This is a genomic window from Streptomyces sp. NPDC090088, assembly GCF_044747345.1.
GTDB lineage: Bacteria > Actinomycetota > Actinomycetes > Streptomycetales > Streptomycetaceae > Streptomyces.
The window spans coordinates 194,192-218,924 of the sequence record NZ_JBIVDZ010000009.1 but is presented as its reverse complement, the minus strand read 5'-3'; the positions used below and the strand labels follow the sequence as shown (position 1 = coordinate 218,924).

The 24,733-nt window shown below is 70.5% G+C and carries 26 protein-coding genes and 7 tRNA genes; 21 read left to right on the top strand and 12 right to left on the bottom strand.

Translation table 11 applies throughout. The features are described 5' to 3' along the window. Nucleotides 1-2 precede the first annotated feature (2 nt). On the bottom strand, nucleotides 3-1,328 hold the full coding sequence (locus ACIPSJ_RS37885; RefSeq protein ID WP_401352725.1) for a protein kinase: 1,326 nt from the start codon (nucleotides 1,326-1,328) through the stop codon (nucleotides 3-5). 196 nt (nucleotides 1,329-1,524) lie between these two features. Between ACIPSJ_RS37885 and ACIPSJ_RS37880 the strand changes: the two genes are divergently transcribed. From ACIPSJ_RS37880 to ACIPSJ_RS37865, 4 genes are all read left to right on the top strand, one after another. Next, on the top strand, nucleotides 1,525-1,800 hold the full coding sequence (locus ACIPSJ_RS37880; RefSeq protein WP_355711013.1) for a hypothetical protein: 276 nt from the start codon (nucleotides 1,525-1,527) through the stop codon (nucleotides 1,798-1,800). 207 nt (nucleotides 1,801-2,007) lie between these two features. Next, on the top strand, nucleotides 2,008-2,184 hold the full coding sequence (locus tag ACIPSJ_RS37875) for a hypothetical protein (RefSeq protein ID WP_046726640.1): 177 nt from the start codon (nucleotides 2,008-2,010) through the stop codon (nucleotides 2,182-2,184). Between the two features lie 376 nt (nucleotides 2,185-2,560). Further along, the gene (locus tag ACIPSJ_RS37870) at nucleotides 2,561-3,487 is read left to right on the top strand and encodes an aminoglycoside phosphotransferase family protein (protein ID WP_359222688.1); all 927 of its coding nucleotides are present in this window, start codon (nucleotides 2,561-2,563) and stop codon (nucleotides 3,485-3,487) included. Nucleotides 3,488-3,630: 143 nt separating this feature from the next. After that, nucleotides 3,631-3,900 (top strand): zf-TFIIB domain-containing protein, encoded by a 270-nt coding sequence (locus ACIPSJ_RS37865; protein ID WP_401352722.1) that lies wholly within the window; start codon nucleotides 3,631-3,633, stop codon nucleotides 3,898-3,900. A 54-nt stretch (nucleotides 3,901-3,954) separates the two neighbouring features. On the opposite strand, the gene ACIPSJ_RS37860 is transcribed toward ACIPSJ_RS37865, so the two are convergent. The 5 genes from ACIPSJ_RS37860 to ACIPSJ_RS37840 form a co-directional block, all read right to left on the bottom strand. Next, a tRNA-Val gene (locus tag ACIPSJ_RS37860) sits at nucleotides 3,955-4,026 on the bottom strand. Between the two features lie 34 nt (nucleotides 4,027-4,060). Further along, nucleotides 4,061-4,132 (bottom strand) — tRNA-Val (locus tag ACIPSJ_RS37855). A 35-nt stretch (nucleotides 4,133-4,167) separates the two neighbouring features. Continuing rightward, a tRNA-Val gene (locus ACIPSJ_RS37850) sits at nucleotides 4,168-4,239 on the bottom strand. Between the two features lies 1 nt (nucleotide 4,240). Further along, a tRNA-Cys gene (locus ACIPSJ_RS37845) sits at nucleotides 4,241-4,314 on the bottom strand. 38 nt (nucleotides 4,315-4,352) lie between these two features. Then, nucleotides 4,353-4,425: transfer RNA gene (locus ACIPSJ_RS37840), tRNA-Gly, on the bottom strand. Nucleotides 4,426-4,603: 178 nt separating this feature from the next. Here ACIPSJ_RS37840 and ACIPSJ_RS37835 point away from each other — a divergent pair. From ACIPSJ_RS37835 to ACIPSJ_RS37825, 3 genes are read left to right on the top strand one after another with little or no spacing between them, the layout of a single operon-like run. Beyond that, nucleotides 4,604-5,656, top strand: a complete 1,053-nt coding sequence (locus tag ACIPSJ_RS37835; protein ID WP_401352720.1) for a chorismate-binding protein — start codon at nucleotides 4,604-4,606, stop codon at nucleotides 5,654-5,656. After that, entirely contained in the window at nucleotides 5,653-6,474 is an 822-nt protein-coding gene (locus ACIPSJ_RS37830) for an aminodeoxychorismate lyase (protein WP_359222691.1), read from the top strand. The genes ACIPSJ_RS37835 and ACIPSJ_RS37830 overlap by 4 nt, the downstream gene beginning before the upstream one ends. Nucleotides 6,475-6,528: 54 nt before the next feature. Further along, complete coding sequence (locus ACIPSJ_RS37825; protein ID WP_401352718.1) at nucleotides 6,529-7,353, top strand: GNAT family N-acetyltransferase; 825 nt, start codon at nucleotides 6,529-6,531, stop codon at nucleotides 7,351-7,353. A 158-nt stretch (nucleotides 7,354-7,511) separates the two neighbouring features. Here the strand turns inward: ACIPSJ_RS37825 and ACIPSJ_RS37820 are convergent, their stop codons facing one another. Beyond that, on the bottom strand, nucleotides 7,512-8,030 hold the full coding sequence (locus ACIPSJ_RS37820) for a DsbA family protein (protein ID WP_359222693.1): 519 nt from the start codon (nucleotides 8,028-8,030) through the stop codon (nucleotides 7,512-7,514). Nucleotides 8,031-8,275: 245 nt separating this feature from the next. On the opposite strand from ACIPSJ_RS37820, the gene ACIPSJ_RS37815 reads away from it, so the two are divergent. Next, nucleotides 8,276-8,722: a hypothetical protein gene (locus tag ACIPSJ_RS37815; protein WP_359222694.1), complete on the top strand. Its 447-nt coding sequence runs from the start codon at nucleotides 8,276-8,278 to the stop codon at nucleotides 8,720-8,722. Between the two features lie 165 nt (nucleotides 8,723-8,887). Next, the gene (locus ACIPSJ_RS37810) at nucleotides 8,888-9,040 is read left to right on the top strand and encodes a hypothetical protein (protein ID WP_355711021.1); all 153 of its coding nucleotides are present in this window, start codon (nucleotides 8,888-8,890) and stop codon (nucleotides 9,038-9,040) included. A gap of 56 nt (nucleotides 9,041-9,096) precedes the next feature. Here the strand turns inward: ACIPSJ_RS37810 and ACIPSJ_RS37805 are convergent, their stop codons facing one another. Together ACIPSJ_RS37805 and ACIPSJ_RS37800 are read right to left on the bottom strand one after the other, a co-directional pair. Next, nucleotides 9,097-9,657 carry a CGNR zinc finger domain-containing protein gene (locus ACIPSJ_RS37805; protein ID WP_401352715.1) on the bottom strand — a complete coding sequence of 187 codons (561 nt, stop codon included), beginning with the start codon at nucleotides 9,655-9,657 and terminating at the stop codon, nucleotides 9,097-9,099. A 267-nt stretch (nucleotides 9,658-9,924) separates the two neighbouring features. Continuing rightward, entirely contained in the window at nucleotides 9,925-10,338 is a 414-nt protein-coding gene (locus tag ACIPSJ_RS37800) for an SsgA family sporulation/cell division regulator (protein WP_004002642.1), read from the bottom strand. A 191-nt stretch (nucleotides 10,339-10,529) separates the two neighbouring features. Between ACIPSJ_RS37800 and ACIPSJ_RS37795 the strand changes: the two genes are divergently transcribed. Further along, a complete protein-coding gene (locus ACIPSJ_RS37795) occupies nucleotides 10,530-10,994 on the top strand; it encodes a TIGR02611 family protein (RefSeq protein WP_359222696.1) in 465 nt (154 codons plus the stop codon). A 75-nt stretch (nucleotides 10,995-11,069) separates the two neighbouring features. After that, a tRNA-Val gene (locus ACIPSJ_RS37790) sits at nucleotides 11,070-11,141 on the top strand. A 303-nt stretch (nucleotides 11,142-11,444) separates the two neighbouring features. Here the strand turns inward: ACIPSJ_RS37790 and ACIPSJ_RS37785 are convergent. After that, nucleotides 11,445-11,576 carry a hypothetical protein gene (locus ACIPSJ_RS37785; RefSeq protein ID WP_401352713.1) on the bottom strand — a complete coding sequence of 44 codons (132 nt, stop codon included), beginning with the start codon at nucleotides 11,574-11,576 and terminating at the stop codon, nucleotides 11,445-11,447. A gap of 206 nt (nucleotides 11,577-11,782) precedes the next feature. On the opposite strand from ACIPSJ_RS37785, the gene ACIPSJ_RS37780 reads away from it, so the two are divergent. The 7 genes from ACIPSJ_RS37780 (at nucleotide 11,783) to ACIPSJ_RS37750 (ending at nucleotide 19,025) form a co-directional block, all read left to right on the top strand. Continuing rightward, nucleotides 11,783-13,069, top strand: a complete 1,287-nt coding sequence (locus ACIPSJ_RS37780) for a substrate-binding domain-containing protein (RefSeq protein ID WP_359222697.1) — start codon at nucleotides 11,783-11,785, stop codon at nucleotides 13,067-13,069. 8 nt (nucleotides 13,070-13,077) lie between these two features. After that, nucleotides 13,078-14,046, top strand: coding sequence for a carbohydrate ABC transporter permease (locus tag ACIPSJ_RS37775; RefSeq protein WP_401352710.1), 969 nt, complete (start codon nucleotides 13,078-13,080; stop codon nucleotides 14,044-14,046). Further along, entirely contained in the window at nucleotides 14,043-14,915 is an 873-nt protein-coding gene (locus tag ACIPSJ_RS37770; protein ID WP_359222698.1) for a carbohydrate ABC transporter permease, read from the top strand. Before ACIPSJ_RS37775 ends, ACIPSJ_RS37770 begins: the two co-directional genes overlap by 4 nt. Before the next feature lie 4 nt (nucleotides 14,916-14,919). Beyond that, nucleotides 14,920-15,507: a hypothetical protein gene (locus tag ACIPSJ_RS37765; protein WP_401352708.1), complete on the top strand. Its 588-nt coding sequence runs from the start codon at nucleotides 14,920-14,922 to the stop codon at nucleotides 15,505-15,507. 97 nt (nucleotides 15,508-15,604) lie between these two features. Continuing rightward, nucleotides 15,605-18,343, top strand: coding sequence for a Tat pathway signal sequence domain protein (locus ACIPSJ_RS37760; protein ID WP_401352706.1), 2,739 nt, complete (start codon nucleotides 15,605-15,607; stop codon nucleotides 18,341-18,343). 121 nt (nucleotides 18,344-18,464) lie between these two features. Then, nucleotides 18,465-18,911 (top strand): SRPBCC family protein, encoded by a 447-nt coding sequence (locus tag ACIPSJ_RS37755; protein WP_401352704.1) that lies wholly within the window; start codon nucleotides 18,465-18,467, stop codon nucleotides 18,909-18,911. Between the two features lie 39 nt (nucleotides 18,912-18,950). Continuing rightward, a tRNA-Val gene (locus tag ACIPSJ_RS37750) sits at nucleotides 18,951-19,025 on the top strand. Nucleotides 19,026-19,351: 326 nt separating this feature from the next. Here the strand turns inward: ACIPSJ_RS37750 and ACIPSJ_RS37745 are convergent. Then, on the bottom strand, nucleotides 19,352-19,567 hold the full coding sequence (locus ACIPSJ_RS37745; RefSeq protein WP_359222702.1) for a hypothetical protein: 216 nt from the start codon (nucleotides 19,565-19,567) through the stop codon (nucleotides 19,352-19,354). Nucleotides 19,568-19,930: 363 nt separating this feature from the next. After that, nucleotides 19,931-20,656, bottom strand: a complete 726-nt coding sequence (locus ACIPSJ_RS37740) for a 3'-5' exonuclease (RefSeq protein WP_359222703.1) — start codon at nucleotides 20,654-20,656, stop codon at nucleotides 19,931-19,933. 169 nt (nucleotides 20,657-20,825) lie between these two features. Between ACIPSJ_RS37740 and ACIPSJ_RS37735 the strand changes: the two genes are divergently transcribed. The 3 genes from ACIPSJ_RS37735 to thrS all read left to right on the top strand — a co-directional run bounded on the left by ACIPSJ_RS37735 (nucleotide 20,826) and on the right by thrS (nucleotide 24,711). Beyond that, the gene (locus tag ACIPSJ_RS37735) at nucleotides 20,826-21,392 is read left to right on the top strand and encodes a DUF4365 domain-containing protein (RefSeq protein ID WP_355711031.1); all 567 of its coding nucleotides are present in this window, start codon (nucleotides 20,826-20,828) and stop codon (nucleotides 21,390-21,392) included. After that, nucleotides 21,389-22,624 carry a hypothetical protein gene (locus tag ACIPSJ_RS37730; RefSeq protein WP_359222704.1) on the top strand — a complete coding sequence of 412 codons (1,236 nt, stop codon included), beginning with the start codon at nucleotides 21,389-21,391 and terminating at the stop codon, nucleotides 22,622-22,624. Before ACIPSJ_RS37735 ends, ACIPSJ_RS37730 begins: the two co-directional genes overlap by 4 nt. 110 nt (nucleotides 22,625-22,734) lie before the next feature. After that, nucleotides 22,735-24,711, top strand: a complete 1,977-nt coding sequence (thrS, locus tag ACIPSJ_RS37725; RefSeq protein WP_401352701.1) for a threonine--tRNA ligase — start codon at nucleotides 22,735-22,737, stop codon at nucleotides 24,709-24,711. The last annotated feature ends 22 nt before the right edge of the window (nucleotides 24,712-24,733 follow it).

Below are 24,733 nucleotides of genomic sequence, written 5' to 3'. Positions count from 1 at the left end.
CGCTACTCCCGCAGGGCCACGGTCTTCGCGGGTGCGGCACCACCGGACACGGCACCACCGGGTTCGACACCCATCCCGTGCGCCGGTCCGGAACAGCCCTGGGCCAGCGCGATCCCCAGCGCCACCAGCAGCGTCACCACGACGAACACGAACAGCCGCTGGCGCAGCAGCCGCGGATTGGCCGGCCGCCGTCCGGTGCCCGTGGGACGCGGCGCCGGACGCCCGCCACCACCGCGCGAGGCGGTCCGGTTGCCGTTCCCGGGCCGGGTGCCGTTGCCGCGCGGCGCGGGGGTGGGACGTACGCCGCCCGGCCGTGACGGCACACCGCCGTTGACCCGCGGACCGCTGCCGCCCCGCGAGGGCGGGTTGGTGCCGCGAACCGGCGTCCCCTGCGTCCGCCGCTGGGTGCGCTGCGGCTCGGGGTAGGTCTCGGCGAGCCGTCCGGTGGGCCGGTCCGCCTCCGCGGCCCGCGGCGCCGGCGGACGTACGTCGGGCAGCCCCTGTGCCTCGCGCGCGGCGATCTCCTTCAGCCGGAGCGAGAGCTGCAGCGTGCTCGGCCGCTCCTCCGGGTCCTTCGCCAGGCAGGCCCGCACGAGCGGCGCGAGCGCGTCCGGTACCCCGTGCAGGTGCGGCTCCTCATGGACCACGCGGTAGAGCATCACCTCGGAACTGCCGTGCCCGAAGGGCGAGTCACCGGTCGAGGCGTACGCCAGGGTCGCGCCGAGCGAGAACACGTCCGTGGCCGGCGTGACCGCGGCTCCGCGCACCTGCTCGGGGGCGAGGAAGCCGGGGGAGCCCACCGCCGTACCGACGTGGGTGAGCGTGGAGGCGCCGGTGGCCCAGGCGATGCCGAAGTCGATGATCCGCGGGCCCTTGGGGGACAGCAGGATGTTGGACGGCTTGAGATCCCGGTGCACGACCCCGGCCTCGTGGACCGCGACCAGCCCCTCGGACAGCGCGGCCCCGACCGCCGCGGCCTCGGCCGCGTGCAGCGGGCCCTCGTCGGCGACCTTGTCGTGCAGCGAGGGCCCGGGTACGTACTGGGTGGCGAACCACGGCCGCTCGGCCTCCAGGTCCGCCGCGACCAGCCGTGCCGTGCAGCCGCCCCTGATCCGCCGGGCCGCCGACACCTCGCGGGCGAAACGCGACCGGAACTCCTGGTCCTCCGCCAGATCGGGCCGGATCACCTTCAGCGCGACCCGCTGCCCCTTCTTGTCGGAGCCGAGGTAGACCACGCCCATGCCGCCGGCGCCGAGCCTTCTGTGAAGCCTGAACGAGCCGACGACGCGCGGGTCCTCGCGCCTCAGGCGCATCATCGCCATGTTCATCCCCGCTGCCCGGTCCGTTTGACGTGGCACAGCTTACGTTTACCGGGCCGCCCGTGCGCAGAGGCCGCGCCCTCTCGGCCCGATGGATTGTCAGTGCCGGGTGCGAGACTTGAGGAGTGGTCAGGAAGGCGCCGTATTCGGCGCCTTTGAGCACCCGTCTGCTCCAACAAGCCGTCACAGAAGGGGGATTGAAGCTGTGAAGGGTGACCGAGTGGAGATAGTCGTCGACGCCGGAGACACGACCCGCACGTACGAGGTGGTGGCGAGCAGGGCGGGCCGCCGGGTGGAGACGGCGGTACGGCGAGGGGTGGTGGAAGTGAGCGAAGTCACGCGAAACGGGACCGTTGTCCGTACCGCCCGGTTCATGGCCACCCGGGTCCTCGCCCTCGTCGAGCAGCCGGTGCCCCGTGAGGACAGCTCGGAAAAACAGGGAAGGACCGGGCACCCCCTCGGGGAAGACCCCGAGACGTAGGACGAGACCGGGTCACCGTCTCCACCCAGGGGAGTAGACCGCAGGTCATGGCTCATCCTCTCGGAGGCCCGCGATTCGATACGAGGGCATGACGCCCGCCGGACGCCGCACGCCTAGATTTGAGGTCAAGCGGCGGGTGCAGCACTCGTCCCCCGAGGTCAGACACCCGCCGCTGCCAGACAACTGAGAACGGTCAGGAGAGGGACCATGGCCCTTACGGCACAGCGGACACACACCACCCGCCCCCGCCGACAGGGCCGTCGCCACCCACTGGTGGCGACGCTCATGGCCCTCCCCCTGGCGGCCCTGCTCCTCCTCGTCTTCGACGGCTGGGAGACGGTGGCCACACAGGCGTCGTCCGTGGGAGTGATGCTGGGGCGCTGAGCGGCGACCCCAGGCCCGGAAGAGCGGTCCGGGCGGGGACATCCACCCATGAAACCCCGTGGGGACGGGGGTGCGGCGGACGGCACAAATGCCGGCGCAGCTGGGGAGCTGCGCCGGCATTGCTTTTTGCGTGCGCGGGCCGGTGCGAACGAGGGAGCGTGGACGTTCCGCAGCGGGCCGCAGCCGTGTCTCACACAGCTGCGGGCATGCGTGCCGCCCGGGGCGGCACGGGCGGGCGCAGCGGCACCCTGCCGGCGCCGGCAAGCGATCCGCCCCGCCCCCAGCCCCCTCCTCGGGCCACGACCCCCACGTACGCTCACCTCACCACCGCAGCGCACCTCACCACCGCGCCGCACCCCCGCACCCCCGAGGCCCCGTGACGACCGCAGACGTACTCCCTCAACTGACCGCCAAGATCAGAGCCGCCGCCCACCCCGACCCGGCGGCGCCCTGTGCCTGCGGCACCACCACCCTCGCCGACCGCCCCGACACCACGGTCCTGCGCCACGCGGAAACCGTCGCCAAGGCACACGCCCCCGGCACCGACCCCGCCGCCCTCGCCCTCCGCCTCGCCACCGCCTCCCTCCTCCCCGACGTCTTCCTCGCCCCGCTCGCGCCCACCCCGGCCACCCTGGCAGGCGCCCGCCCGGTCACCCTCTGGCCGTACGGCGCTCCGATCGACCCGGAGGGCGACCCGGCCGAGGCCCCCTGGGAAGCCGCCGCCTCCCTCCTCGCCCGTCTCCACCGCACCCCGCCCCCTCCCGGCACACCGGCCATGCGCGGCCCCGCCAAGGCCGCCCACGCGATGGCCCGGCTGCGCGAGACGCTGGCCGCCTCGCCCCCGCATCCCGCCGCCCCGCCCGTCCTCCGCGCCTGGTCCGCGCTGCCCGGCTGGGCCCGCGCCGAGGCTCCGATGCCCGGCATCCCCGCCCTCTGCCACGGCGATCTGCACCTCGGCCAGCTGGTCCGGCACCCGGCGCCCGACGGACCCTGGCGGCTGATCGACGTCGACGACCTCGGCGTCGGCGTCCCCGCCTGGGACCTCGCCCGTCCCGCCTCCTGGTACGCCTGCGGCCTGCTGCCGCCCGAGGACTGGACCCGCTTCCTCACCGCCTACCGCGCGGCCGGCGGCCCGGCCGTACCGGAGGACGGCGACCCCTGGCCCGCCCTGGACGTCCCGGCCCGTGCCCTCACCGTCCAGACGTCCGCCCGCTACCTCGCGAAGGCGATCGCGGCGGACCGCCCGCTGGACGAGGTCGAGCAGTCCCTGATCGACGCGTGTGCCCGCATGGCGCCGGAATGATCCCGCAATGCTCCTGAATGACTTTGGTCCCCGCCCGGTTGACCCTCGATTTCCCGAAGTAGGGTGCAACCGACCGGGTGCGGACGGAGTCTGTCCTGGGAGAACCGCGAAGAAGTTTTGACCGGCGAGGAGTTGAGCCGACCATGCAGTGTCCGAAGTGTCATGCGCCGATGCACACCTACAACCGCAATGGCGTCCAGATCGAGCAGTGCAGCGGCTGCCGGGGCATCTTCCTCGACTACGGCGAGCTGGAGGCGCTGACCCAGATGGAGGCCCAGTGGGCGAAGCCCGTCCCGCCGGCCCCGCAGGCCTACCCGGCCCCGCCCGCGCCGGCCTGGGGCGCCCCGCACCACGGCGGTCACCACGGCGGTCACCACAACAAGAGCTGGGCCCACATGCTCTTCTCCAGCTGAGCACCGCACGAAGAAGCCCCGGCCGTTCGAGACGGCCGGGGCTTCTTCATCGTGTGGACGATACTGGGATTGAACCAGTGACCTCTTCCGTGTCAGGGAAGCGCTCTCCCGCTGAGCTAATCGTCCTCGGGGCCATGATCCGAAGATCACGGGCACTGCGTGCGCGATACTGGGATTGAACCAGTGACCTCTTCCGTGTCAGGGAAGCGCTCTCCCGCTGAGCTAATCGCGCGGGATCGGATACTCGATCGTCAGACCAAGATCCAGTGGACGATACTGGGATTGAACCAGTGACCTCTTCCGTGTCAGGGAAGCGCTCTCCCGCTGAGCTAATCGTCCTTGGAGGTGGAGACGGGATTTGAACCCGTGTAGACGGCTTTGCAGGCCGTTGCCTCGCCTCTCGGCCACTCCACCAGGAGTGTAGGGGATCGGGAAGACCCCTGTTTCCTTCGAGCGGACGACGAGGCTCGAACTCGCGACCTCAACCTTGGCAAGGTTGCGCTCTACCAACTGAGCTACGTCCGCCTGTCGTTTCGGTCCGCTCTCGCGTCCCGGCGACGTGTTGAACTCTAGCGGATTCCCCGGCCAGCACAAAAACGCGTTTACGCAGCGTGCTGCGCCGGACCCGGCCGACCACGTGGCCGGGACCCCCTCGGCGACATGCCCGGGCCACCCCCAGGACACCCGCCATAGACTCGACGACGTGCTCCGTCTTCCTCCCCTCGCCCGGTTCGGCGGTCAGGTCGCCACCGGTCTCCTCGACGTCACCCGCGATCCCGCGGCCCTCGACTCCACCGGGTTCTGGGCCGTGTGCGCGGACTTCGAGGGCCGGCTGACCTGTGCCCGCTTCGCCGACGTACGGCAGGAGCCGGTGCCCGCGCCGGTGCCGGGGGAGTGGCACGGCCCGGCGGCCGGTGACTGGGCGTCGTCCCTGGACCGGGCCGCGTACCGGGCGGCCGTGGAGCGGATCCGCGCGCACATCGCGGCGGGCGAGGTCTACCAGGCCAACCTCTGCCGGGTGCTGTCCGCCCCGGTCGCCCCGGACGCCGACGTGGACGCCCTGACCGCGCTGCTGGCCCGCGGCAACCCGGCGCCGTACGCCGGAACGATTCGCCTGCCCGGACACGGCGTGGAGATAGCGACCGCCTCGCCCGAACTCTTCCTGCGCCGGACGGGTCGGACCGTCGAGAGCGGGCCCATCAAGGGCACCGGCCGGACCGAGGCGGACCTGCTGGAGAAGGACTACGCCGAGAACGTGATGATCGTGGACCTGGTCCGCAACGACATCGGGCGGGTCTGCGCCACCGGCACGGTGACCGTCCCCGACCTGTGCGCCGTGGAGAAGCACCCGGGGCTCGTCCATCTGGTCTCCACGGTCCGGGGCGAGCTCCGCGCGGACGCCGGCTGGCCCGAGCTGCTCGTCGCCGCCTTCCCGCCGGGCTCGGTCACCGGCGCGCCGAAGTCCAGCGCGCTGCGGATCATCGAGTCCCTGGAGACCGCGCCGCGCGGCCCGTACTGCGGCGGCATCGGCTGGGTCGACGCGGACCGGGGTGTCGGCGAGCTGGCCGTGGGGATCCGTACCTTCTGGATCGACCGGACCGCCGAGGACGCCGCCATGCTCCGGTTCGGGACCGGCGCCGGGATCACCTGGGGTTCCGACCCGGAGGGTGAATGGCGGGAGACCGAGCTGAAGGCCGCCCGGCTGCTCGCGGTAGCGTCGGGTACGTACGACGTGAACGAAGGGGGCCTCGGGTGAGGATCTGGCTGGACGGCGAGCTGCAGGACGCCGAGTCCGCGCGTGTCTCCGTCTTCGACCACGGGCTGACCGTGGGGGACGGCATCTTCGAGACGGTGAAGGCGACGGACGGCGAGCCGTTCGCGCTCACCCGCCATCTGGACCGGCTGACCCGCTCGGCGCGGGGCCTCGGCCTGCCCGACCCGGACCACGACGAGGTGCGCCGGGCCTGCGCGGCGGTCCTCGCCGCCAACCCGATGCCGCTGGGCCGGCTGCGCATCACCTACACCGGCGGTCACGGACCCCTCGGCTCCGACCGCGGCGACCGCGGGCCCACCCTGGTGGTCGCCCTCGGCGAGACCGGCCGCCGTGCCGACTCCACCGCCGTGATCACGGTCCCCTGGACCCGCAACGAGCGGGGCGCCCTCACCGGCCTGAAGACCACCTCGTACGCCGAGAACGTCGTCGCGCTGGCCCGCGCGAACCGGCACGGCGCCTCCGAGGCCCTGTTCGCCAACACGGTCGGGCAGCTCTGCGAGGGCACCGGCTCCAACGTCTTCGTCGTCCTCGACGGCGAGATCCACACTCCGCCGGTCGCCTCCGGATGCCTGGCCGGCATCACCCGCGCCCTGGCCGTCGAGTGGACCGGCGCCAGGGAGACCGACCTGCCGCTGGACGTCCTGGGGCGGGCCGACGAGATCTTCCTCACCTCCACCCTGCGCGACATCCAGGCCGTGCACCGCGTCGACGACCGTGAACTCCCCGGCACCCCGGGCCCGGTGACCGCCAAGGCGATGCGCATCTTCGACGAGCGGTCGGGCGAGGACCTGGACCCGTAGGGGTTGCCGGAAAATGGGCTGCTGTGCGGCCTCTCCACGGGTAGAACACCCCTGATGACCACGACCCTGCGGCCGACCGAGCCGCTCCAGCACGGCGCCGACGGGGCGCTGTCCCGGCGCTTCCAGGTATGCGTGAACAGCCGGCCCGTCGGCACCCTCCACCTCGGCACCTCGCCGAACCTCGGCGCCCGGGTGGCCCGCATCGTCGACCTGAGCGTCGAGGAGCCCGACCGCCGCCGCGGCCGGGGCACGGTGGCCGCGCTCGCCGCCGAGGAGGTGGCGCGCGGCTGGGGCTGCCGGCAGATCGAGGCGCATGTGTCCGCCGCCGCGGAGCCGGCCCTGCACCTCGTGCGGGCGCTCGGCTACGTCCTGCGCAACCGCGGTATGGAGAAGCGGCTCGGCCGGACCCCGCACGCGCTGCCTGCGGGCAGCCGGGGCCGCGACATGACCGGGGCCGAGTTCGAGGCGTGGCTCGCCCACGAGTCCGAGCACTACGCGCGCGTGTGGATCGGGTACGGCGTGCCGGAGGCCGAGGCCTTCGAGAACTCCCGGATCGGCCACGAGAAACTGCTGCCCCAAGGGCTCGCCACGGACGGCATGCGGTTCAGCGTCCTCGAACACGAGGGAGCCCACGTCGGCGTCCTGTGGGTGGCCTTCCGGGAGAACGGCGCGTGGGTGTACGACGTCGAGGCCGACGCCGCCCACCGTGGCCACGGGCACGGCCGCACCCTCATGCTGCTGGCCGAGAACCAGGTGATCGCCTCCGGCGGAAGCACCCTCGGCCTCAACGTCTTCGCCGGCAACACCCCGGCCGAGCGGCTCTACGACTCGCTGGGGTACGTCACCATGTCGCACTCCTTCTACAAGGACCTGATCTGACCACCAGAACCTGCGCCGACCGCGAGGACTTGAGCCGGCTGCCAGTACCCGGGTCGGCCGCGGGGGCCTGCGCCGACTGTGAGGACCTGAGCCGGCTGCCAGTACCCGGGCCGACCACGAGAACCTGCGCCGACCGAGAGGCCTGATCCGAGTTCCGGTCAGGCCTGCCCGGCCAGCAGCCGGTCCGCGATCTCCTCGACGCGCTCCCGCAGGCCCTGCTGGCTCTTGCCGCCGTCGAGGCGCTCGCCGCCGATGACATAGGTCGGGGTGCCGGTCACGCCGATGGCCTTGCCCTCGGCCTGGTCGGCGTCGACGATCAGGATGTGCCGGCCGTCGATCAGCGCGGTGTCGAACTCCTCGGCGTCCAGGCCGAGTTCACGGGCGACCTCGACCAGGAACGGCTCGCCCCGGCGGTCCAGCTCCTCGACCCGGCCGAGGACCGCCTCGACGTACTCCCAGCCCTTCCCCTGCTCCAGCGCCTCCTCGGCGGCCTGCGCGGCGGCGAACGCGTGCTTGTGCTTCTCCAGCGGGAAGTGGCGCAGCCGCAGCTCCAGCCGGTCGCCGTACCGGGCCCGCAGGGCGCGGACGTCGTCCAGGGCGCTGCGGCAGTCGGGGCACTGGAGTTCGCACCAGACGTCCAGGACGGGGGCGCCGGGGGCGGGGGAGGAGTCGTTCATGAACGCCAGTCTTCCAGGCCGGGCTCCGGCCACCCAATCGAGACGGTGGGCCGCGGCTCGCGGCTGATGAGGTGAGGGCTCGTACCTGGGGTGGAGACGACCCGGAGCGGACCCCGAGATCGCCCTGATTGTCGGGCCTGGGCATGGATCGCACGGGCCGGGCGGTGCACGATGGAAGGGGCGAAGCACCACACGTGCCGCGCCCGAGGCACCGCATGCCCGACCCAGCCCGCCAGGAGGACCGGATGATCGCCGAGACAGTCTGTTCCGCCGTGTCCGCGGCCGGCCTGGGCATCGCCGTGGTCACCGCGTACCGCAAGCGGTATCTGGCGGCCGCCCGCATCGCCGCCTACTCGCTCGTGCCCGTCGGCCTGGTCATGACCGGAGTCGTCGGCTGGCTGGCCGACACCGCCTTCAGCCCGACCGCCTGGGCGGGCTTCGGTGTGCTCGGCGCGGCCTGGGCCCTGTTCTCCACGACCCGTGCCGTGGAGCGCCGGCGCGGTGGCACCCGTGCCGAGCGCAAGGCGGCCGCCCGGGGTGCGCAGCGTGACGCCGTCGCCCCCACCGCCTCGGCCCCCTCGCTGAGCCCTGCCACCCGTCCGGCCGCCAAGCCCGCGGCGACGCCCCGGAGCGGCACCTCGGGCGACGACTTCAGCGACATCGAGGCCATCCTCAAGAAGCACGGCATATGACAGTCACATAAGGCATTGAAACGACACAGTGCGCCCGCGGCACGCACGCAACCGTTCACGGGGCGGGCGGAAGCGAAACGGACATCACGGAATTCGGCGAACTCCCGCCCATTGCGGGCGTGTTGATCGCGCGGCGGGTGTCTTCTAGGTCATCATCGCCGCGAGATGCTGGACACGAAACAGAGCGAGGCCGCGTCGCCGGAGGACGAGCCGCGCGGGTGCCTCTTCGCCCTTTCCCAGCCACCGCTGATGATCTTCCTTGCGGTGATCGGGTGTCTGCTCCTCATGGCTGCGCTGCACGACCTGCTGTGGCTGTGAGCCGTACCCGCCCGTCCCGGCGCCATCCGCCGGGGCAGGCGTCGGCATCCCGCCGATCAGCCCGCCGCCTCCTTGCGGCGCGCCCGGTACGCGGCGACGTGCAGGCGGTTTCCGCAGGTCCGGCTGTCGCAGTAGCGGCGCGAACGGTTGCGGGAGAGATCGACGAAGGCGCGCCGGCAGTCCGGGGCCTCACAGCGCCGCAGCCGCTCCTGCTCTCCGGCGACGACGAAGAACGCGAGCGCCATCCCGCAGTCGGCGGCGAGATGGTCGGCCACCGAGGCGCCGGGCGCGAAGTAGTGCACATGCCAGTCGTAGCCGTCGTGGTCCGTGAGCTGGGGGGTGGTGCCGGCCGCCGCGACCAGCTCGTTGATCATCCCGGCCGCAGTCCGGGCGTCCGGGGCGGCGAAGACCGCCGCGAACCGTCCGCGGATCTTGCGCACCGCCGACAGGTCGAACTCCGACAGCACACCGACATCGCTCATGTCGTGGCTTCGTACGAAATTCTGGAGGGCCGGGACATCGGACAGCCCGTCCAGCGCCGTGTCGTCCTCCGGCGCGGTGTTCACCAGATCCACCACAGCGTCGAGGGAACACCGGGTGTCGTGGGTGATCAGCACGTTTCGCTCCCTGGCCTGGGGGTCGGGCGGGCGCCCGCCGATGGTGGCCGATGGTAGCGACATACGGAGGCCCCGCACCGTGCCCTGCCCCACTGATGGCTGTCCCGTAGAACGGCCGGGGCCCGGCGGAGGTTCCCCAGGGCACACGGACACACCGGCGCCGCCCCGTGACCGAACACGGTGGCGGCGCCGGTGCTGCCGTATGCGGTTGTCTAGGCCCGAGCCGTCTCCCCGAGTGGACGGCGCCGGGCGGCTTTCAGGGGCGGCCTAGCTCTCCGCCAGAATGTGCGAGAGCTCCTGATCGAGATCGAAGTGCCGGTGTTCCGTGCCGGGCGGCACGGCGGCGTCTGTTCGCTTCAGGAAGGACTCCAGGGCCCGCGCCGGGGCCTCGAGCAGAGCTTCCCCCTCCGGGGAGCTCAGGGCGATGCACACGACGCCCTGACCGTGGCTGCGGGACGGCCAGACGCGGACGTCGCCGGTGCCGGTGGGGCGGTGCAGCCCCTCGGCGAGGAGGTCGCGGGCGAACACCCACTCGACGGTCTCCTCGGCTCCGGTGTGGAAGGTGGCGTGCACGGCGTAGGGGTCGGCCGTGTCGTACCGCAGGCCTGCGGGGACAGGCAGGGAGGACTCGCTCGACACAACGAGGCGCAGGTGCAGCTCGCAGCTGACCGTGGTGTTCATAAGCGCCAGGGCCTTTCGCTCAGTGTGCGCTCGGGGATTCGCACGTCGGCGAAATCGACATGCCACCTACGGTGCCGTTGTAAACCCCTCTGAGTGTTTTGCGTGTGTTTACGTAACTCTTCCGGCCGAGAAGCTGAGCATGATCTACGACCATTCCGGTGACCGGAATCGCTCAGGTAGGGTTTGGTCGTATGAATACGGGGAGTAACGAACCGGGCGAGGTCGCCGTGGCCTCGGACGGGAACGAGGCGGACGGCGCGACGGCGGCCGGGGCGCGCGACGAGCGGGGGCTCGGTTCGAGGGCGCCCGGCTTCGTCAAGGCGCGCCGGGTGCTGCACCTGAGCTGGCAGGTCGGGGTCTTCACGGTCGGCCTCGCGGTCGTCGCCGTGGGCATCGTCCTGCTGCCGTTGCCCGGTCCGGGCTGGGTGGTCATCTTCGGCGGCATGGCGATCTGGGCGACCGAGTTCGTCTGGGCGCAGCTGGTGCTCCGCTGGACGAAGCGCAAGGTCACGGAGGCGGCCCAGAAGGCCCTCGACCCCAAGGTGCGCCGCCGCAACATCACGCTGACGACGGTCGGCCTGGTGATCGTGGCCGGCCTGGCCGGGGTCTACCTGTCCAAGTTCGGCGTCGTGATGCCATGGAGGATCGAGGAGTGACCCGACCCTCGGTCGCGGGCCCCGGCGACTGGTCGGGAGCACCCCCTGACATGGGGTAATGTTCTTCCTGCGTCCGGGCGATTAGCTCAGTGGAAGAGCGCTTCGTTCACACCGAAGAGGTCACTGGTTCGAACCCAGTATCGCCCACCGGAACTGCGGCCCACCTGCGAGACAGCAGGTGGGCCGCAGTCGTTCCCGGGGTCTGGGGGAGTGGGGTCGCGGACACGGTCCGTGGTCGACGGGCGGCCGCCGTCGGAGGGTGCGGTCGATCTTCGGGGCGGGCCGCGCGGGCGGGGTGCGGCGGCTGTAGTGGTCGGAGGTGTCCGTCTCTCGTCCGCTCCGGGGCCGTCTGGATCACCGGCACCGGCTCGTACCGTCCCCAGGGCGAGCCGACGGATCCTCGTCGTGACGAGCCGATGGATCTTCGCCGCGGTCGTGGATCCGTGGGGTCTACAGGAACCCCTTGGCCGCCCCGCGGTGGATCTTCGCCGCCCCCTCGCCGTCGGCCCGTCCCGGCGTGAACCGCTCGCCGAGGCCAAGCCGTAACCCCGGCGCCGGTCCGGCCGCCTGACGTTCGGTCACCCGACCGTGCGGCCCTCACCTGCGACGTCATCGGCCTCCCGGCCGCCGCGCCGGTGCGGCGCCACCCCGCTCGGCCGCCCCCGTTCACAAGAAAATCCTGTCCGAATCATTGACGCCTCACCGGGCCCTCCGTAACTTGTGCCAGCAAGCGCTTACTTGAAACGATTCATGCAGACGGCGGCGACGCTGCGGGGAGGGGCCCGACTGTGGGAACCAGCAGGAATGTGGAGCGGCGGACCATCCTGAAGGCGGCCGGTGCCTCGGCGGCCGTGCTCGGTCTGGGAGCGACGACCGCGTGCGGTGGCGGCAGCGGCTCCGGGGACGGCACGGTGACGATCCGTTACTCGTGGTGGGGTGCCGACGAACGCGCCAAGAAGATCAACCAGACCATCAAGCTCTTCGAGAAGAAGTACCCGAAGATCAAGGTGAAGACGGACTTCCAGGACTATCAGTCGTTCTGGGAGAAGTTCCAGACGCAGGCCGCGGGCGGAAATCCCCCGGACGTTTTCCAGAATGCTGTCGGATTTCTTCGGAAGTACGACAAGAGAGGAATTCTGCTCGACCTCAACTCCCAGGTAAAGGCGGGCAACCTGAGCCTGGATCACTTCCGGGCGGGGGTCACCAAGGTCGGCGAGGTCGACGGCAAGCAGCTCGGTGTCCCGGTCGGTTCGAACACCATGGCGCTGGTCATCGACAAGAAGGTGTTCGAGAAGGCGGGCGTGGACCCGCAGACCGGCTGGACCTGGGACGAGTACTTCAAGGCCCTGAAGACCATCCACGACAAGACGAAGATCGCGGGTGACACGGGCTACTTCTCCATCATGTACCTGTACGACCTGTACCTCCGCCAGAACGGCAAGGCCTTCTTCACCAAGGAAGGGCTCGGTTTCGACCAGGCCGACCTGACGGAGTGGTGGCAGGACGGCTACGGCAGGGTCAAGGCGGGCATCGTCACCGACCCGAAGATCGTCGCCCAGGACCAGCCCAAGTCCTCCCTCTCCGCCGGCCACGCGGCCTCCGAGTTCACCTGGGACAACTTCACGGTCCGCTACTCGGCGGAGGGCACCAGCACCTACGGCCTCGGCCCGATCCCCACCACCGACGGCACGCACACCGGCCAGTACCTGGCCTCCCTGATGCTGAGCGCCTCCGCCCGCACCGCGCACCCCAAGGAGGTCGCCCAGTTCATCGACTTCATGGTCCACGACCCCGAGGTCGGCACGATCATGGGCTACGACCGGGGCATCCTGGCCAGCACCGAGCAGTACGCGGCGTTCAAGCCGACCGACACGGTCAGCAAGGAGATCGCCCAGTACGAGGACGACACCGCCAAGGCCGGTGTCCTCGGCACGATCACCCCGCACCCGTCCGGCGCCGACACCATCGAGGCCGCCTTCCTGCGCATCGGCGGCGACATGTCCCAGGGCAAGACCAAGGTCTCCGACGCGGTGAAGCAGTTCTTCTCCGAGTCCGAGGCCGCCTTCCAGGCCTGACCAGTCCGATGGGAACCGCCGTGACGCTCGTCAAGGACACCGCTCCCGCCGCCCGCAGGGCACACCCCGCCGCCCCCGCCACCGCGCGGCGGCGGGGCCGCCGGGAGAACCTCGCCGGCTACCTCTTCATGTCCCCGTGGATCGCGGGCTTCCTCCTGCTGACCGCGGGCCCCATGGTGGCCTCGCTGTACTTCGCCTTCACCGACTACAACCTCTTCAACACCCCGAAGTGGGTCGGCCTCGACAACTTCACCCGGATGTTCGACGACCCGCGGTGGCAGAAGTCGGTCGAGGTCACCGCGAAGTACGTGATCATCGGCACCCCGATCAAGCTGCTGCTCGCCCTCGGTGTCGCCCTGCTGCTCGCCCAGAACCGCCGTGGCCAGGCCTTCTACCGGGCCGCCTTCTACGCGCCGTCGCTGATCGGCGCGAGTGTCTCGGTCGGGTTCGTCTGGCGGTCGCTCTTCTCCGACGGCGCCGTCGTGGACCGTACCCAGTCCTTCCTCGGCTTCCATGTCGGCGGCTGGGTCGGCAACCCCGACTGGATCCTCTACTGCCTGGTCGCCCTGACGGCGTGGCAGTTCGGCGCCCCCATGGTCATCTTTCTCGCCGGACTCAAGCAGGTCCCCAAGGAGCTGTACGAGGCCGCCGAGATGGACGGGGCCGGGCCGCTGCGCAAGTTCTGGAACATCACCCTGCCGATGATCTCCCCGGTGCTCTTCTTCAACGTGCTCCTGGAGACCATCCACTCCTTCCAGATCTTCGGCTCGGCCTACGTCGTCTCCAACACCCAGTGCGGGCCGGCCGACGCCACGCTCGTCTACACCTGTTACCTCTACCAGCAGGGCTTCAAGAACGCGCAGATGGGCTTCGCCGCCGCGATGGCCTGGATGCTGCTGCTCGCGGTGGCCCTGGTGACGGCCGTCCTCTTCTGGTCCCAGAAGAAGTGGGTGCACTACGAGGAGGACGCCCGATGAGCGCGACCACCACCAAACCGTCCCTGCTGAACCGTCGCCGGAGCGGTTCCCTGGGCTGGCACCTCGGCGCCCTGCTGATCCTCGCCGTCATCCTCTACCCGGTCGTCTGGGTCCTCGGGGCGTCCTTCAAGCCCAGCAAGGACATCATCAACAGCCTCACGCTGTTCCCGTCCCACCCGATCCTGGACAACTTCAAGGGGCTCGCGGACGGCATCGCGGACGTCTCGATCTGGACCTTCTTCCAGAACTCCCTCTTCTACGCCGTCGGAGCCGTCGTCGGCGTGCTCGTCTCCTGCTCGCTCACCGCCTACGCCTTCGCCCGCATCCGGTTCGCCGGCCGCAACCTGCTCTTCTCCCTGATGATCGGCACGCTGCTGCTGCCGTACCACGTGCTGCTGATCCCGCAGTACGTGATGTTCCAGAAGCTGGGCTGGATCAACACCTACGTCCCGCTGCTGATCGGCAAGTACCTCGCCACCGAGGCCTTCTTCGTCTTCCTGATGGTGCAGTTCATGCGGAACCTGCCCCGGGAGCTCGACGAGGCCGCCCGGCTCGACGGCTGCGGGCACTTCCGCATCTACTGGTCGATCGTGCTGCCGCTGTGCCGGCCCGCCCTCATCACCAGCGCGATCTTCACCTTCATCAACGCCTGGAACGACTTCATGGGCCCGCTGATCTACCTCAACGAACCCGGCAAGTACACGGTCTCCCTGGGCCTGATGATGTTCCGCGACTCCGACGGCGTGGCCGCCAACTACGGCGGGATGATCGCCATGTCCCTGGTCGCGCTGCTGCCCGTGCTGCTGTTCTTCCTCGCCTTCCAGCGTTATCTGATCGACGGAATGGCGACCTCCGGACTGAAGGGCTGAAGCCATGGCCGACGACGCGCGAGTGAAGCCGACGCCTCTCTCGGACCGGTTCGGTGTCTTCGCCGAGTCTCTGCTCACCGGGGTGTGGATCGCCGTCGCCTCCCTGGGGGTCGTCACCTATCCGGCCGCCTTCGCCGCCGGTGCCCGGCATCTGCGCCGCCGCACCGGTCAGGTGGGCGGTGGCTGGCGGGAGTTCGTGAGCGACTTCCGGGCCGCGCTGCCCGGCGGCGCGCTCGTCGGGCTCGTCGGCTGGGGCGCGGTCGCGGTCGCCTGGGTGGACGTCCAGGCGGTGCGCGCCGGGCTGCCCGGCGGGCCGCTCGTGGGGGCCGTCGGCCTGTTCGCGGTGATCGGCCTCGCGGTCGCGGGGCTGCGCGCGGCGGCCGTCTGGGCGCCCGGCGACCGCTGGCGCACCCTGCTCGCCGCGGCCGGCCGCCGTACCGTCCTCGACCCCGGCGGATCGTTCCTGCTCGTCGGGGGAGCGGTCCTCGTGATCTGTTCCGCCCTGCTCGTCGCGCCGCTGGCGGTCCCCGTGCTCGGTGCCGTCGCGGCGGCGGCCGTCGCCGTGGAGGAGCGCCACCGGCGCCGTCACTGACGGGCTCCGCACCAGGGGCGGCGCCCGGTCGGCGCCGCACCTCTCTCTGTCATGCCCCTGACCACCCTTGCGTGTGCACGGAAAGGAAAGGCGGACTATGTCTCCCATCCCTCGCAGGTCCCTCCTCAAGGCGGCCGCGGTCGCCGGTGCCGCCGCCCAGTTCAGCTGGGCGCTCGGGGCGAAGGACGCGCAGGCCGCGCCCAGAACCGAGGCCGCCGACGCGGATCCGGTGACCCTGGACTGGCTGGAGGACGGCGGCCTCGGCGCCGCGCCCGGCTCGACCGTCGGCGTGCCCTGGCCGATGGGCGCGTTCCAGGAGGACCAGACCTTCGCGCTGACGGACGCGGACGGCAAGGACGTGCCCGTCCAGTCCTGGCCGATCGCCTACTGGCCCGACGGCTCCCTCAAGTGGACCGCCCACGCCGTGAGTTCGGGGAGCGGAAAGCTCACCCTCGCGGCGGGCGACGCGACCGCGCCGGAGAAGAAGGTCACCGTCGACAGGAGCGGCGGCACCATCGACGTGTCGACCGGTGTGATCGCCGTGAAGATCGGCAAGAACGGCTCCACGATCGTCAAGTCCGTCACCCGGGGCTCCACCGAGATCGCCAGGAACGGGCGGCTGGTCCTCATCCGCCAGCCCGAGGTCGAGGACGAGGACCAGGGCACGGTCAAGACCGAGCGCTTCGACGGCGCGATCGACTCCGTCACCGTCGAACAGGACGGCCCGGTCCGCGCGGTCGTCCGTATCGACGGCAAGCACCGCAAGGGAAGCCGGAGTTGGCTGCCGTTCTCGATCCGTCTCTACTTCTACGCGGGCGCCGACTCCTTCCGCATGGTCCACACGATCACCTACGACGGCACGCAGGAGCCCGGCAAGGCCAGTGGCGACTTCATCCGCGGGCTCGGCGTCCGCTTCAGCGTGCCGATGCGCGACGAGGCCTACGACCGCCACATCCGCATCGGCGGCGAGGGGACCGGCCTGCTGCGGGAGGCCGTCCAGGGCATCACCGGCCTGCGCCGCGACCCGGGCGCGGCGGTCCAGGCGGCCCAGTACGCGGGCCAGAAGCTGCCCGACCCGGCCACCTGGGACCAGCGCGTCACCACCCGTCTCCAGTACATCCCGCACTGGGGCGACTACACCCTCTCCCAGCTCTCCGCCGACGGCTTCACCCTGCGCAAGCGCACCAGGAAGGGGTACGGCTGGATCGCGGCCGGCGGCGGCAAGCGCGCCTCCGGATTCGGTTACGTGGGCGGCGCGAGTGGCGGATTCTCCTTCGGGCTGCGGGACTTCTGGGAGAAGTTCCCGGCCCAGCTCGACATCCGCGACGCCCACACCGACGCGGCCGAGGTCACCCTCTGGCTCTGGTCGCCCGAGGCCCAGCCGATGGACCTGCGCTTCTACCACGACGGCATGGGCCAGGACACCTACGCCGAGCAGCTCGAAGGCCTCAACATCACCTACGAGGACTACGAGCCGGAGTTCGGCACCCCCTACGGCATCGCCCGCACCTCGGAACTCCTCTTCTGGGCCAACGAGTCGACGCCGACCCCGGAGGTACTCGCCGACCAGGTCGAAGCGGTCCGGGTCCTCCCGCAACTCACCGCCCCGCCCAAGCAGTTGATCAAGTCCAAGGTCTTCGGCCCGGGCCTCTACTCCGAGCCCGACCGCTCCACCGCCGCCAAGGCGAAGATCGAGGACCACCTGGACTTCCTCTTCACCTACTACAAGGACCAGGTGGAGCAGCGCCGTTGGTACGGCTTCTGGGACTACGGCGACTTCATGCACACCTACGACACCGTGCGCCACCAGTGGCGGTACGACGTCGGCGGCTACGCCTGGGACAACTCCGAGCTCTCGCCCGACCTGTGGCTCTGGTACGCGTACCTTCGAAGCGGCCGCTCGGACATCTTCCGGTTCGCCGAGGCGCTCACCCGGCACACCGGCGAGGTCGACGTCTACCACATCGGCCAGTGGGCGGGCCTCGGCACCCGGCACGGCGTCCAGCACTTCGCGGACAGCGCCAAGCAGCAGCGCATCTCCAACACCACCTACCGGCGCTTCTACTACTTCCTCACCGCCGACGAACGCGTCGGCGACCTCATGGCCGCCAACGTCGACTCCGACGAGACCTTCCTCGTCCTCGACCCGCTGCGCAAGGTCCGCACCGACCCCTACACCCCCGACCGGCACGCCCTGTCCATCGGCTTCGGCACCGACTGGAGCGGTTTGGTCTCGGCCTGGCTCACCGAGTGGGAACGCAAGGGCCCCAAGTGGGAGAAGGCCAAGGCACGCGTCCTGTCCACCATGGAGGGCATCGCCGCCCAGCCCAACGGCTTCGTCCAGGGCAGCGGCCTCTACGACCTCGACACCGGCAAGTTCGCCACCGCGGACACCCCGGTCGTCTCGGTCTCCCACCTCTCGGCGGTCTTCGGCCTCAACGAACTCTGCGCCGAACTCATCCACCTGGTCGACATGCCGAAGTTCAACGAGGTCTACTTCGACTACTGCCGCTACTTCAACGCCACCAAGGCCGAGCAGGCGGCACGCTACGGCTCCAACTTCGGCACCCTGCTGCTCTTCCAGGGCCACTCACGGCTCGACGCCTACGCCGCCGTACAGACCGGCGACGAGACGCTGGCCAAGCGCGCGTGGACGAAGTTCTACAGCTCCGACGGGTACCTGGAGTCCTCGCCGTGGAAGACCGAGCCGCTCTCCGGGCCGGTCACCCTCGTCGCGGGCAGCGAGGCGAGCTGGGTGTCCTCCAACGACACCGCGCTGTACGGGCTCGCCGCCATCGAGAACCTGGCGCTGCTCGGCGACAAGATGCCTTCGTAGCAGGTGAGAGGGGGAGCGCCGTCGCACGGGCGGCGGCGCTCGTACGGTGAGTGTGGTCCAGGTCACTCCATGGAGGCATGAGTACGCGTACTCAGATCGCCTTCCCGGGCAGACTGCGCCCATGGACTGGACCCACTACCGCTTTCTGAGCCTGTGGCAGCTGCCCTACGGGGTCGCGGCCGTCTACCGGGCACTCGAACGCGTCGAGGACTACCCGGACTGGTGGCCCCAGGTGCGTTCGGTGAGCCGCCTGAACGACACCACGGGCGTCATCACCATCCGCTCGGTCCTGCCGTACGACATGACCTTCACCGCCCGCGAGACACGACGCGATCCCGAGGCCGGCCTGCTGGAGATCGCCATGACCGGGGACATCGAGGGCTGGGCCCGCTGGACGGTCGCCGCCGACGGCACCGGCACGCTCGCCCGTTACGACCAGGTCGTCGACGTCAACAAGCCGCTGCTGCGGCGACTGGCCGTGCCCGGACGGCCGTTCTTCCGCGCCAACCACCGGCTGATGATGGGCGCCGGGCGGCGCGGACTGCTCGGGCACCTGCAAGCGGTTTGAACGAAACGCGCCGGTCCCTGTATTGTTCACTCCGGTCCCGGGCGATTAGCTCAGTGGAAGAGCGCTTCGTTCACACCGAAGAGGTCACTGGTTCGAACCCAGTATCGCCCACCATAAAAAGTTCATTGGAACCCGGTACCTTCCAGGGGCCGCCCACCAGGGCGGCCTCTGTCAGTTGCAGGCCGGCGCCCGTCCCCGGCCGGTCGACCGGGGGAAGACGGACGCGGCACGCCACTCAAGGTCATCACACTGCGGCGAACGTCAACGACGTCACCCGGGCCCTCGCCCGCAGCCTCATCTGCCGGCGCCGGCTCAAGAAGGCTCGCTCCTGATCCTGTTGCGAACTCTGAGTGGCGTACGTATCTCGGTGTGAACGTGATGGGGCGGCATGCTCGCGCGGGAGCGCCCCGCGGCGCGTGGCTGCGGGGCGCCAGTGGGCGTTAGTCGACCATCTGCCCGTCGCCCGTACCGCCGACGCACTTCATCCCGACCACCTTTCCGCCGCCGTCCACGCACTCACCCGGGGTGAGGCTTTCGGTGTGGGCGGTGGCGGGGGTGTTGTGGGTGGCGGCCGTGGCCGTGGCGGCACCTGTGAGGCCGAGCCCGGCGAGGGCTGCCGTGGCGATGACGGCGGCGAGAGTTCGTCGAATGCGCATGTGGTTTCCCTTTCACGGATAGCCTCGGTTGGGGCACTACTCAGCTTGATCTTCACCCATGTGGGTGGCGCATTTGGTTACTCCATTCGGGTGAAACCTGCCGGAGTGGCCTTGGGGGCCGTGCTCGCATTCACGTACGCAGGTATCGCCAGTACGACAATCCTTAGCGCCGGTGCCGGCGGATGAGGCTGCAGGCGAGGGGGACGAAGGCGTCAGGATCCGGCGTTTGCGCAGCTCATCGCGGTTCGGGTTCGAGTCGTAGGCCTTGTCGCCGACCAGGTGGTGCAGTCGCCAGGCGAGGCCTTGTCGCCCACTATCGGGAAGGCCGGTCCGCGTGAGCGGACCGGCCTTTCGCGCGGACCGTCACGCGGCCGTCGGCAGGTCCGGCCGGAGTGGCCAGTCCTGGTTCACCGTCTCCGGCGTGCCGCTGCGGGTGAACCATGCCTGGAGGCCGCGGGCCTGCGCCGCGTGCCAGGTCGTCTGCAGGGTGTGCAGTTCGGCGGGGGACAGGCGCTCCAGGCGGGTGGCGAAACGGCGGCCCAGGGCCCGTACGACCTCCAGGGACGCGAGCGCGTCGGCGCCCGCGTCGTGCGCGCCCTCAAGGGTGACCTCGTAGTGCGCGCACAGGTCGGTCAGGGTGCGGCGGCCCTTGCGGTAGCGGTCCAGATGCTTGTCCAGGACCCGGGGGTCGAGGACGAGCAGGGGGCTCGCCTCGAACCAGTGGTCCAGCGAGGACGCCCGATGGCGGCGCAACTCGCGGTCCAGCAGGGTCAGATCGAACGGCGCGTTCATCACCACCAGCGGGCGGTGCATCGCCGCGTGCTCGGCCAGTTCCTCGGCTATCTCATGCATCACCGGCGCCGGCCAACGGCCGTTGCGCTGCAGGTGTTCCTCCGTGAGCCCGTGCACCGCCGTCGCCGCTTCCGGCACCGGCACACCCGGGTTCACCAGCCAGCGGGTCACCCGGGGACGGGTGCCCGGGGCGTCCTGGACGACGACCGCGGCGGACACGATGCGGTCGGTCTCCACGTCCACGCCCGTGGTCTCCGTGTCGAAGGCCGCCAGGGGCCCCTCGTACCAGCACGTCATGCCAATACAACTCCTCGTTCACCCACGGCAGATGACGTTCCGTCTTCTGCCCGTTTGGTGATACCCGGGCCGTTTGCGACGTACGCCGGAAGGACACAACAGGAGTGCGGGTCTTTGCAGTTCAGCGGCCCGCCACGGGGAAACTCTTTGGCTGGGAAGGCTGTTGGTCATGGCGATAGCGCAGCCCGAGCGGGGCGGGCTGCTGCCCGAACGCACGGGCCCCCATCGCGGCACGCTCGCGACCACCGCCTGCATGGAGACACTGCAGGTGGGCTATCTGCATGCCGTCGCGGCGGCGGCCGGCTGCTCGCTGTCGCAGCCGTTTCCGGACAACGGCATCGACTGGCACGTCAGTCATGGCTCGCCCGGGCACACCGTCGACGACGAGGTGACCATCAAGGTGCAGCTCAAGTGCACGTACCAGATCGCGCCCAACCCGCCGGGGCGTTTCTTCTCCTTCACGCTGGACAACGACCACCTGCGCAAGCTCGCCCGCACACCGGTGTCGGTGCACAAGATCCTGGTGGTGATGCTGGTACCGCGCTCCCAGGACGACTGGCTGCGCGCCAGCCACGACCGGCTCGATCTGCGCCACTGCTGCTACTGGGTCAACCTGGCAGGGCAGCCGATCACCGGCCGGCACCGGACCACCGTGCGGATCCCGACTTCGCGCATCTTCGACGACCGGGCGCTCTGCGAGATCATGACGCGGGTCGGGACGGGAGGCAGGCCATGAGGCACCGTCCGTACGAGGAGCAGCTGCGGGAGGTCCGCCCGCATCCCGACGATCTCCACGGGCCGCACTGGAACCATCCCCCCGAGCCCGCCGAGGTCGACCCCGTCGTGCTCGGCGCCCTGCTGCGCCGGCACGGCTGGCAGCGGCGCGGGGGAGCACCGGGCCGGTACGGCCGCTGGACCCCACCCGGGCCGGGCAACACCGGCACCAGCCTGCTGGTACCCGAGAGCCGCGCCTTCCCGGACAGTGACGACCTGCTCGGGGAGGCGCTCACCGCTCTCGTGCGCAGCGGCACGCCCGCCGCCCGTGAGGTGCTGGTCGGGCTCGCCGTGCCCAGCGACGAGATCCGCTGGTGGCGGGATGTCCCGAGCGGACCGGCGGACGCCGCGTCCTGGACGGCCGAGGAGCAGTTGCGCACCGCCGCCCGGCAGACCCTCCTCGCCGGCGCGCTCGCCACCCGCGCGCGGGCCGGCTACTACGGCGCCCGGCACAAGCGCGCCGCCGCCGCGCTGCTCGACTCCGTCCTCGTCGGCTCCGCGGAGGGCGGGCGCGGACTGACCGCCTTCGTGCCCGTCGGCACCGGCCGGCCGCTCGCCGTACGCCTCCACCAGGCGCTGTACGCGGCCCGCGAGGCCATCGACTACCAGCGGGCCACCGGCGGCATGGACGCCTTCGACGGGGCGGTCGAGGCCGGCGTCAGCCGCGAACTGACCGACGCCCTCGTCACGCTCGTACGCGGCACGGAAGGCGCCCGTATCTCCGTCGAGTGGGCACCCGGCGCCGGGGTCCCCGACGACTGCGCGTCGGCCGCCGAGCCCGTCGAGTTCTCGCCCGGCGACCTGCCCGTGCTGCGCGAGGCGAGCGCCCGCTACCTGCGCGACGAACCCTCGGTGGCGGTCCGCGTCACCGGCACCGTGGTCCGGATGCGCCGCTCCGAACCGCGCGGCGAGGGTGCCGTACGACTGCGGGTGCTGGCCGGGGCCGACGTGCCCTACGTCCGGGTCACCCTCGACGAGGAGGACTACCGGATCGCCGGACAGGCGCACATCGTCGGACTCCCGGTGCGGGTGCACGGGCGGCTGGAGAGCCGCGGCGGCTTCCGGCGGCTGTCCGGCGCTTCCGGGGTCGTACCGGTGCAGGTGGAGGAGGCGGAGCGGGACCGGCTGATGAAGTCGCTCCAGGAGAACCTCGACTTCTTCGAGGAGGCGTGCAGCGGCGACGACTGCGACTGAGGGGCGACTGTCGGTAACCGTTTCGCAGTCGGTGGGGCCGGGTCGGTACGATCCGGTATGGCGTGCGCTCCGGTACGGCGCCCGCATCCACCTTCAGTCAGGAGAGACCGGTGTCAGACGTCCGTGTGATCATCCAACGCGATTCCGAGCGGGAAGAACGCGTGGTGACGACGGGCACTACGGCCGCCGAGCTCTTCGCCGGCGAGCGCTCGATCATCGCCGCCCGGGTGGCCGGAGAGCTCAAGGACCTCGCCTACGAGGTACGGGACGGCGAGACCGTCGAGGGCGTCGAGATCTCCTCCGAGGACGGCCTCAACATCCTGCGCCACTCCACCGCGCACGTCATGGCGCAGGCCGTCCAGGAGATCTTCCCGGAGGCCAAGCTGGGCATCGGCCCGCCGGTCAAGGACGGCTTCTACTACGACTTCGACGTGGCGAAGCCGTTCACGCCGGAGGACCTCAAGGCCGTCGAGAAGAAGATGCAGGAGATCCAGAAGCGGGGGCAGAAGTTCTCCCGCCGTGTGGTCACCGACGAGGCGGCCCGCGAGGAGCTGGCGGACGAGCCGTACAAGCTGGAGCTGATCGGCCTCAAGGGCTCCGCGTCCTCGGACGACGGCGCGGACGTCGAGGTCGGCGCCGGTGAGCTGACGATCTACGACAACCTGGACGCCAAGACCGGCGAGCTGTGCTGGAAGGACCTCTGCCGCGGTCCCCACCTGCCCTCCACCCGTCTCATCCCGGCGTTCAAGCTGATGCGCAACGCGGCCGCCTACTGGCGCGGCAGCGAGAAGAACCCGATGCTCCAGCGCATCTACGGCACCGCCTGGCCGTCCAAGGACGAGCTGAAGGAGTACCTGGACTTCCTCGCCGAGGCCGAGAAGCGCGACCACCGCAAACTGGGCAACGAGCTGGACCTGTTCTCCATCCCGGAGCAGATCGGCTCCGGCCTCGCCGTCTTCCACCCCAAGGGCGGCATCGTCCGCCGGGTGATGGAGGACTACTCGCGCCGCCGGCACGAGGAGGAGGGCTACGAGTTCGTCTACACCCCGCACGCCACCAAGGGGAAGCTCTTCGAGACGTCCGGGCACCTGGACTGGTACGCCGACGGCATGTACCCGCCCATGCAGCTCGACGAGGGCGTGGACTACTACCTCAAGCCCATGAACTGCCCGATGCACAACCTGATCTTCGACGCGCGCGGCCGCTCCTACCGTGAACTGCCGCTGCGCCTCTTCGAGTTCGGGACCGTGTACCGGTACGAGAAGTCCGGTGTCGTGCACGGCCTGACCCGGGCCCGCGGCTTCACCCAGGACGACGCGCACATCTACTGCACCAAGGAGCAGATGGCGGAGGAGCTCGACAAGACGCTCACCTTCGTCCTGAACCTGCTGCGCGACTACGGCCTCACCGACTTCTACCTGGAGCTCTCCACCAAGGATCCGGAGAAGTTCGTCGGTTCCGACGAGGTCTGGGAGGAGGCGACCGAGACGCTCCGCGCGGTCGCCGAGAAGCAGGGCCTCCCGCTCGTCCCCGACCCGGGCGGCGCCGCCTTCTACGGCCCGAAGATCTCGGTGCAGGCCAAGGACGCCATCGGCCGCACCTGGCAGATGTCCACCGTCCAGCTGGACTTCAACCTGCCCGAGCGCTTCGACCTGGAGTACACCTCCGCCGACGGTTCCAAGCAGCGCCCGGTGATGATCCACCGCGCCCTGTTCGGCTCCATCGAGCGGTTCTTCGCGGTGCTCCTGGAGCACTACGCGGGCGCCTTCCCGGCCTGGCTGGCGCCGGTCCAGGCGGTGGGCATCCCGATCGGGGACGCGCACGTCGACTACCTGCACAAGTTCGCCGCCGAGGCCAGGAAGAAGGGCCTGCGGGTCGAGGTCGACGGCTCCTCCGACCGGATGCAGAAGAAGATCCGCAACGCCCAGAAGCAGAAGGTGCCCTTCATGGTCATCGCGGGCGACGAGGACATGGCGGCCGGTTCGGTCTCCTTCCGCTACCGCGACGGCTCGCAGGAGAACGGCATCCCGTTCGACGAGGCCATCGCCAAGATCGTGAAGGTGGTCGAGGAGCGGGCGCAGGTCTGATCGCACCCGCTCGCGCGAGGCC

Excerpts from the sequence above, each read along its gene's own strand:
- ACIPSJ_RS37885 (WP_401352725.1), bottom strand. The coding sequence starts at position 1,328 with ATGAACATGGCGATGATGCGCCTGAGGCGCGAGGACCCGCGCGTCGTC.
- ACIPSJ_RS37875 (WP_046726640.1), top strand. The coding sequence starts at position 2,008 with ATGGCCCTTACGGCACAGCGGACACACACCACCCGCCCCCGCCGACAG.
- ACIPSJ_RS37865 (WP_401352722.1), top strand. The coding sequence starts at position 3,631 with ATGCAGTGTCCGAAGTGTCATGCGCCGATGCACACCTACAACCGCAAT.
- ACIPSJ_RS37825 (WP_401352718.1), top strand. The coding sequence starts at position 6,529 with ATGACCACGACCCTGCGGCCGACCGAGCCGCTCCAGCACGGCGCCGAC.
- ACIPSJ_RS37820 (WP_359222693.1), bottom strand. The coding sequence starts at position 8,030 with ATGAACGACTCCTCCCCCGCCCCCGGCGCCCCCGTCCTGGACGTCTGG.
- ACIPSJ_RS37815 (WP_359222694.1), top strand. The coding sequence starts at position 8,276 with ATGATCGCCGAGACAGTCTGTTCCGCCGTGTCCGCGGCCGGCCTGGGC.
- ACIPSJ_RS37810 (WP_355711021.1), top strand. The coding sequence starts at position 8,888 with ATGCTGGACACGAAACAGAGCGAGGCCGCGTCGCCGGAGGACGAGCCG.
- ACIPSJ_RS37800 (WP_004002642.1), bottom strand. The coding sequence starts at position 10,338 with ATGAACACCACGGTCAGCTGCGAGCTGCACCTGCGCCTCGTTGTGTCG.
- ACIPSJ_RS37795 (WP_359222696.1), top strand. The coding sequence starts at position 10,530 with ATGAATACGGGGAGTAACGAACCGGGCGAGGTCGCCGTGGCCTCGGAC.
- ACIPSJ_RS37775 (WP_401352710.1), top strand. The coding sequence starts at position 13,078 with ATGGGAACCGCCGTGACGCTCGTCAAGGACACCGCTCCCGCCGCCCGC.
- ACIPSJ_RS37770 (WP_359222698.1), top strand. The coding sequence starts at position 14,043 with ATGAGCGCGACCACCACCAAACCGTCCCTGCTGAACCGTCGCCGGAGC.
- ACIPSJ_RS37765 (WP_401352708.1), top strand. The coding sequence starts at position 14,920 with ATGGCCGACGACGCGCGAGTGAAGCCGACGCCTCTCTCGGACCGGTTC.
- ACIPSJ_RS37760 (WP_401352706.1), top strand. The coding sequence starts at position 15,605 with ATGTCTCCCATCCCTCGCAGGTCCCTCCTCAAGGCGGCCGCGGTCGCC.
- ACIPSJ_RS37755 (WP_401352704.1), top strand. The coding sequence starts at position 18,465 with ATGGACTGGACCCACTACCGCTTTCTGAGCCTGTGGCAGCTGCCCTAC.
- ACIPSJ_RS37745 (WP_359222702.1), bottom strand. The coding sequence starts at position 19,567 with ATGCGCATTCGACGAACTCTCGCCGCCGTCATCGCCACGGCAGCCCTC.
- ACIPSJ_RS37740 (WP_359222703.1), bottom strand. The coding sequence starts at position 20,656 with ATGACGTGCTGGTACGAGGGGCCCCTGGCGGCCTTCGACACGGAGACC.
- ACIPSJ_RS37735 (WP_355711031.1), top strand. The coding sequence starts at position 20,826 with ATGGCGATAGCGCAGCCCGAGCGGGGCGGGCTGCTGCCCGAACGCACG.
- ACIPSJ_RS37730 (WP_359222704.1), top strand. The coding sequence starts at position 21,389 with ATGAGGCACCGTCCGTACGAGGAGCAGCTGCGGGAGGTCCGCCCGCAT.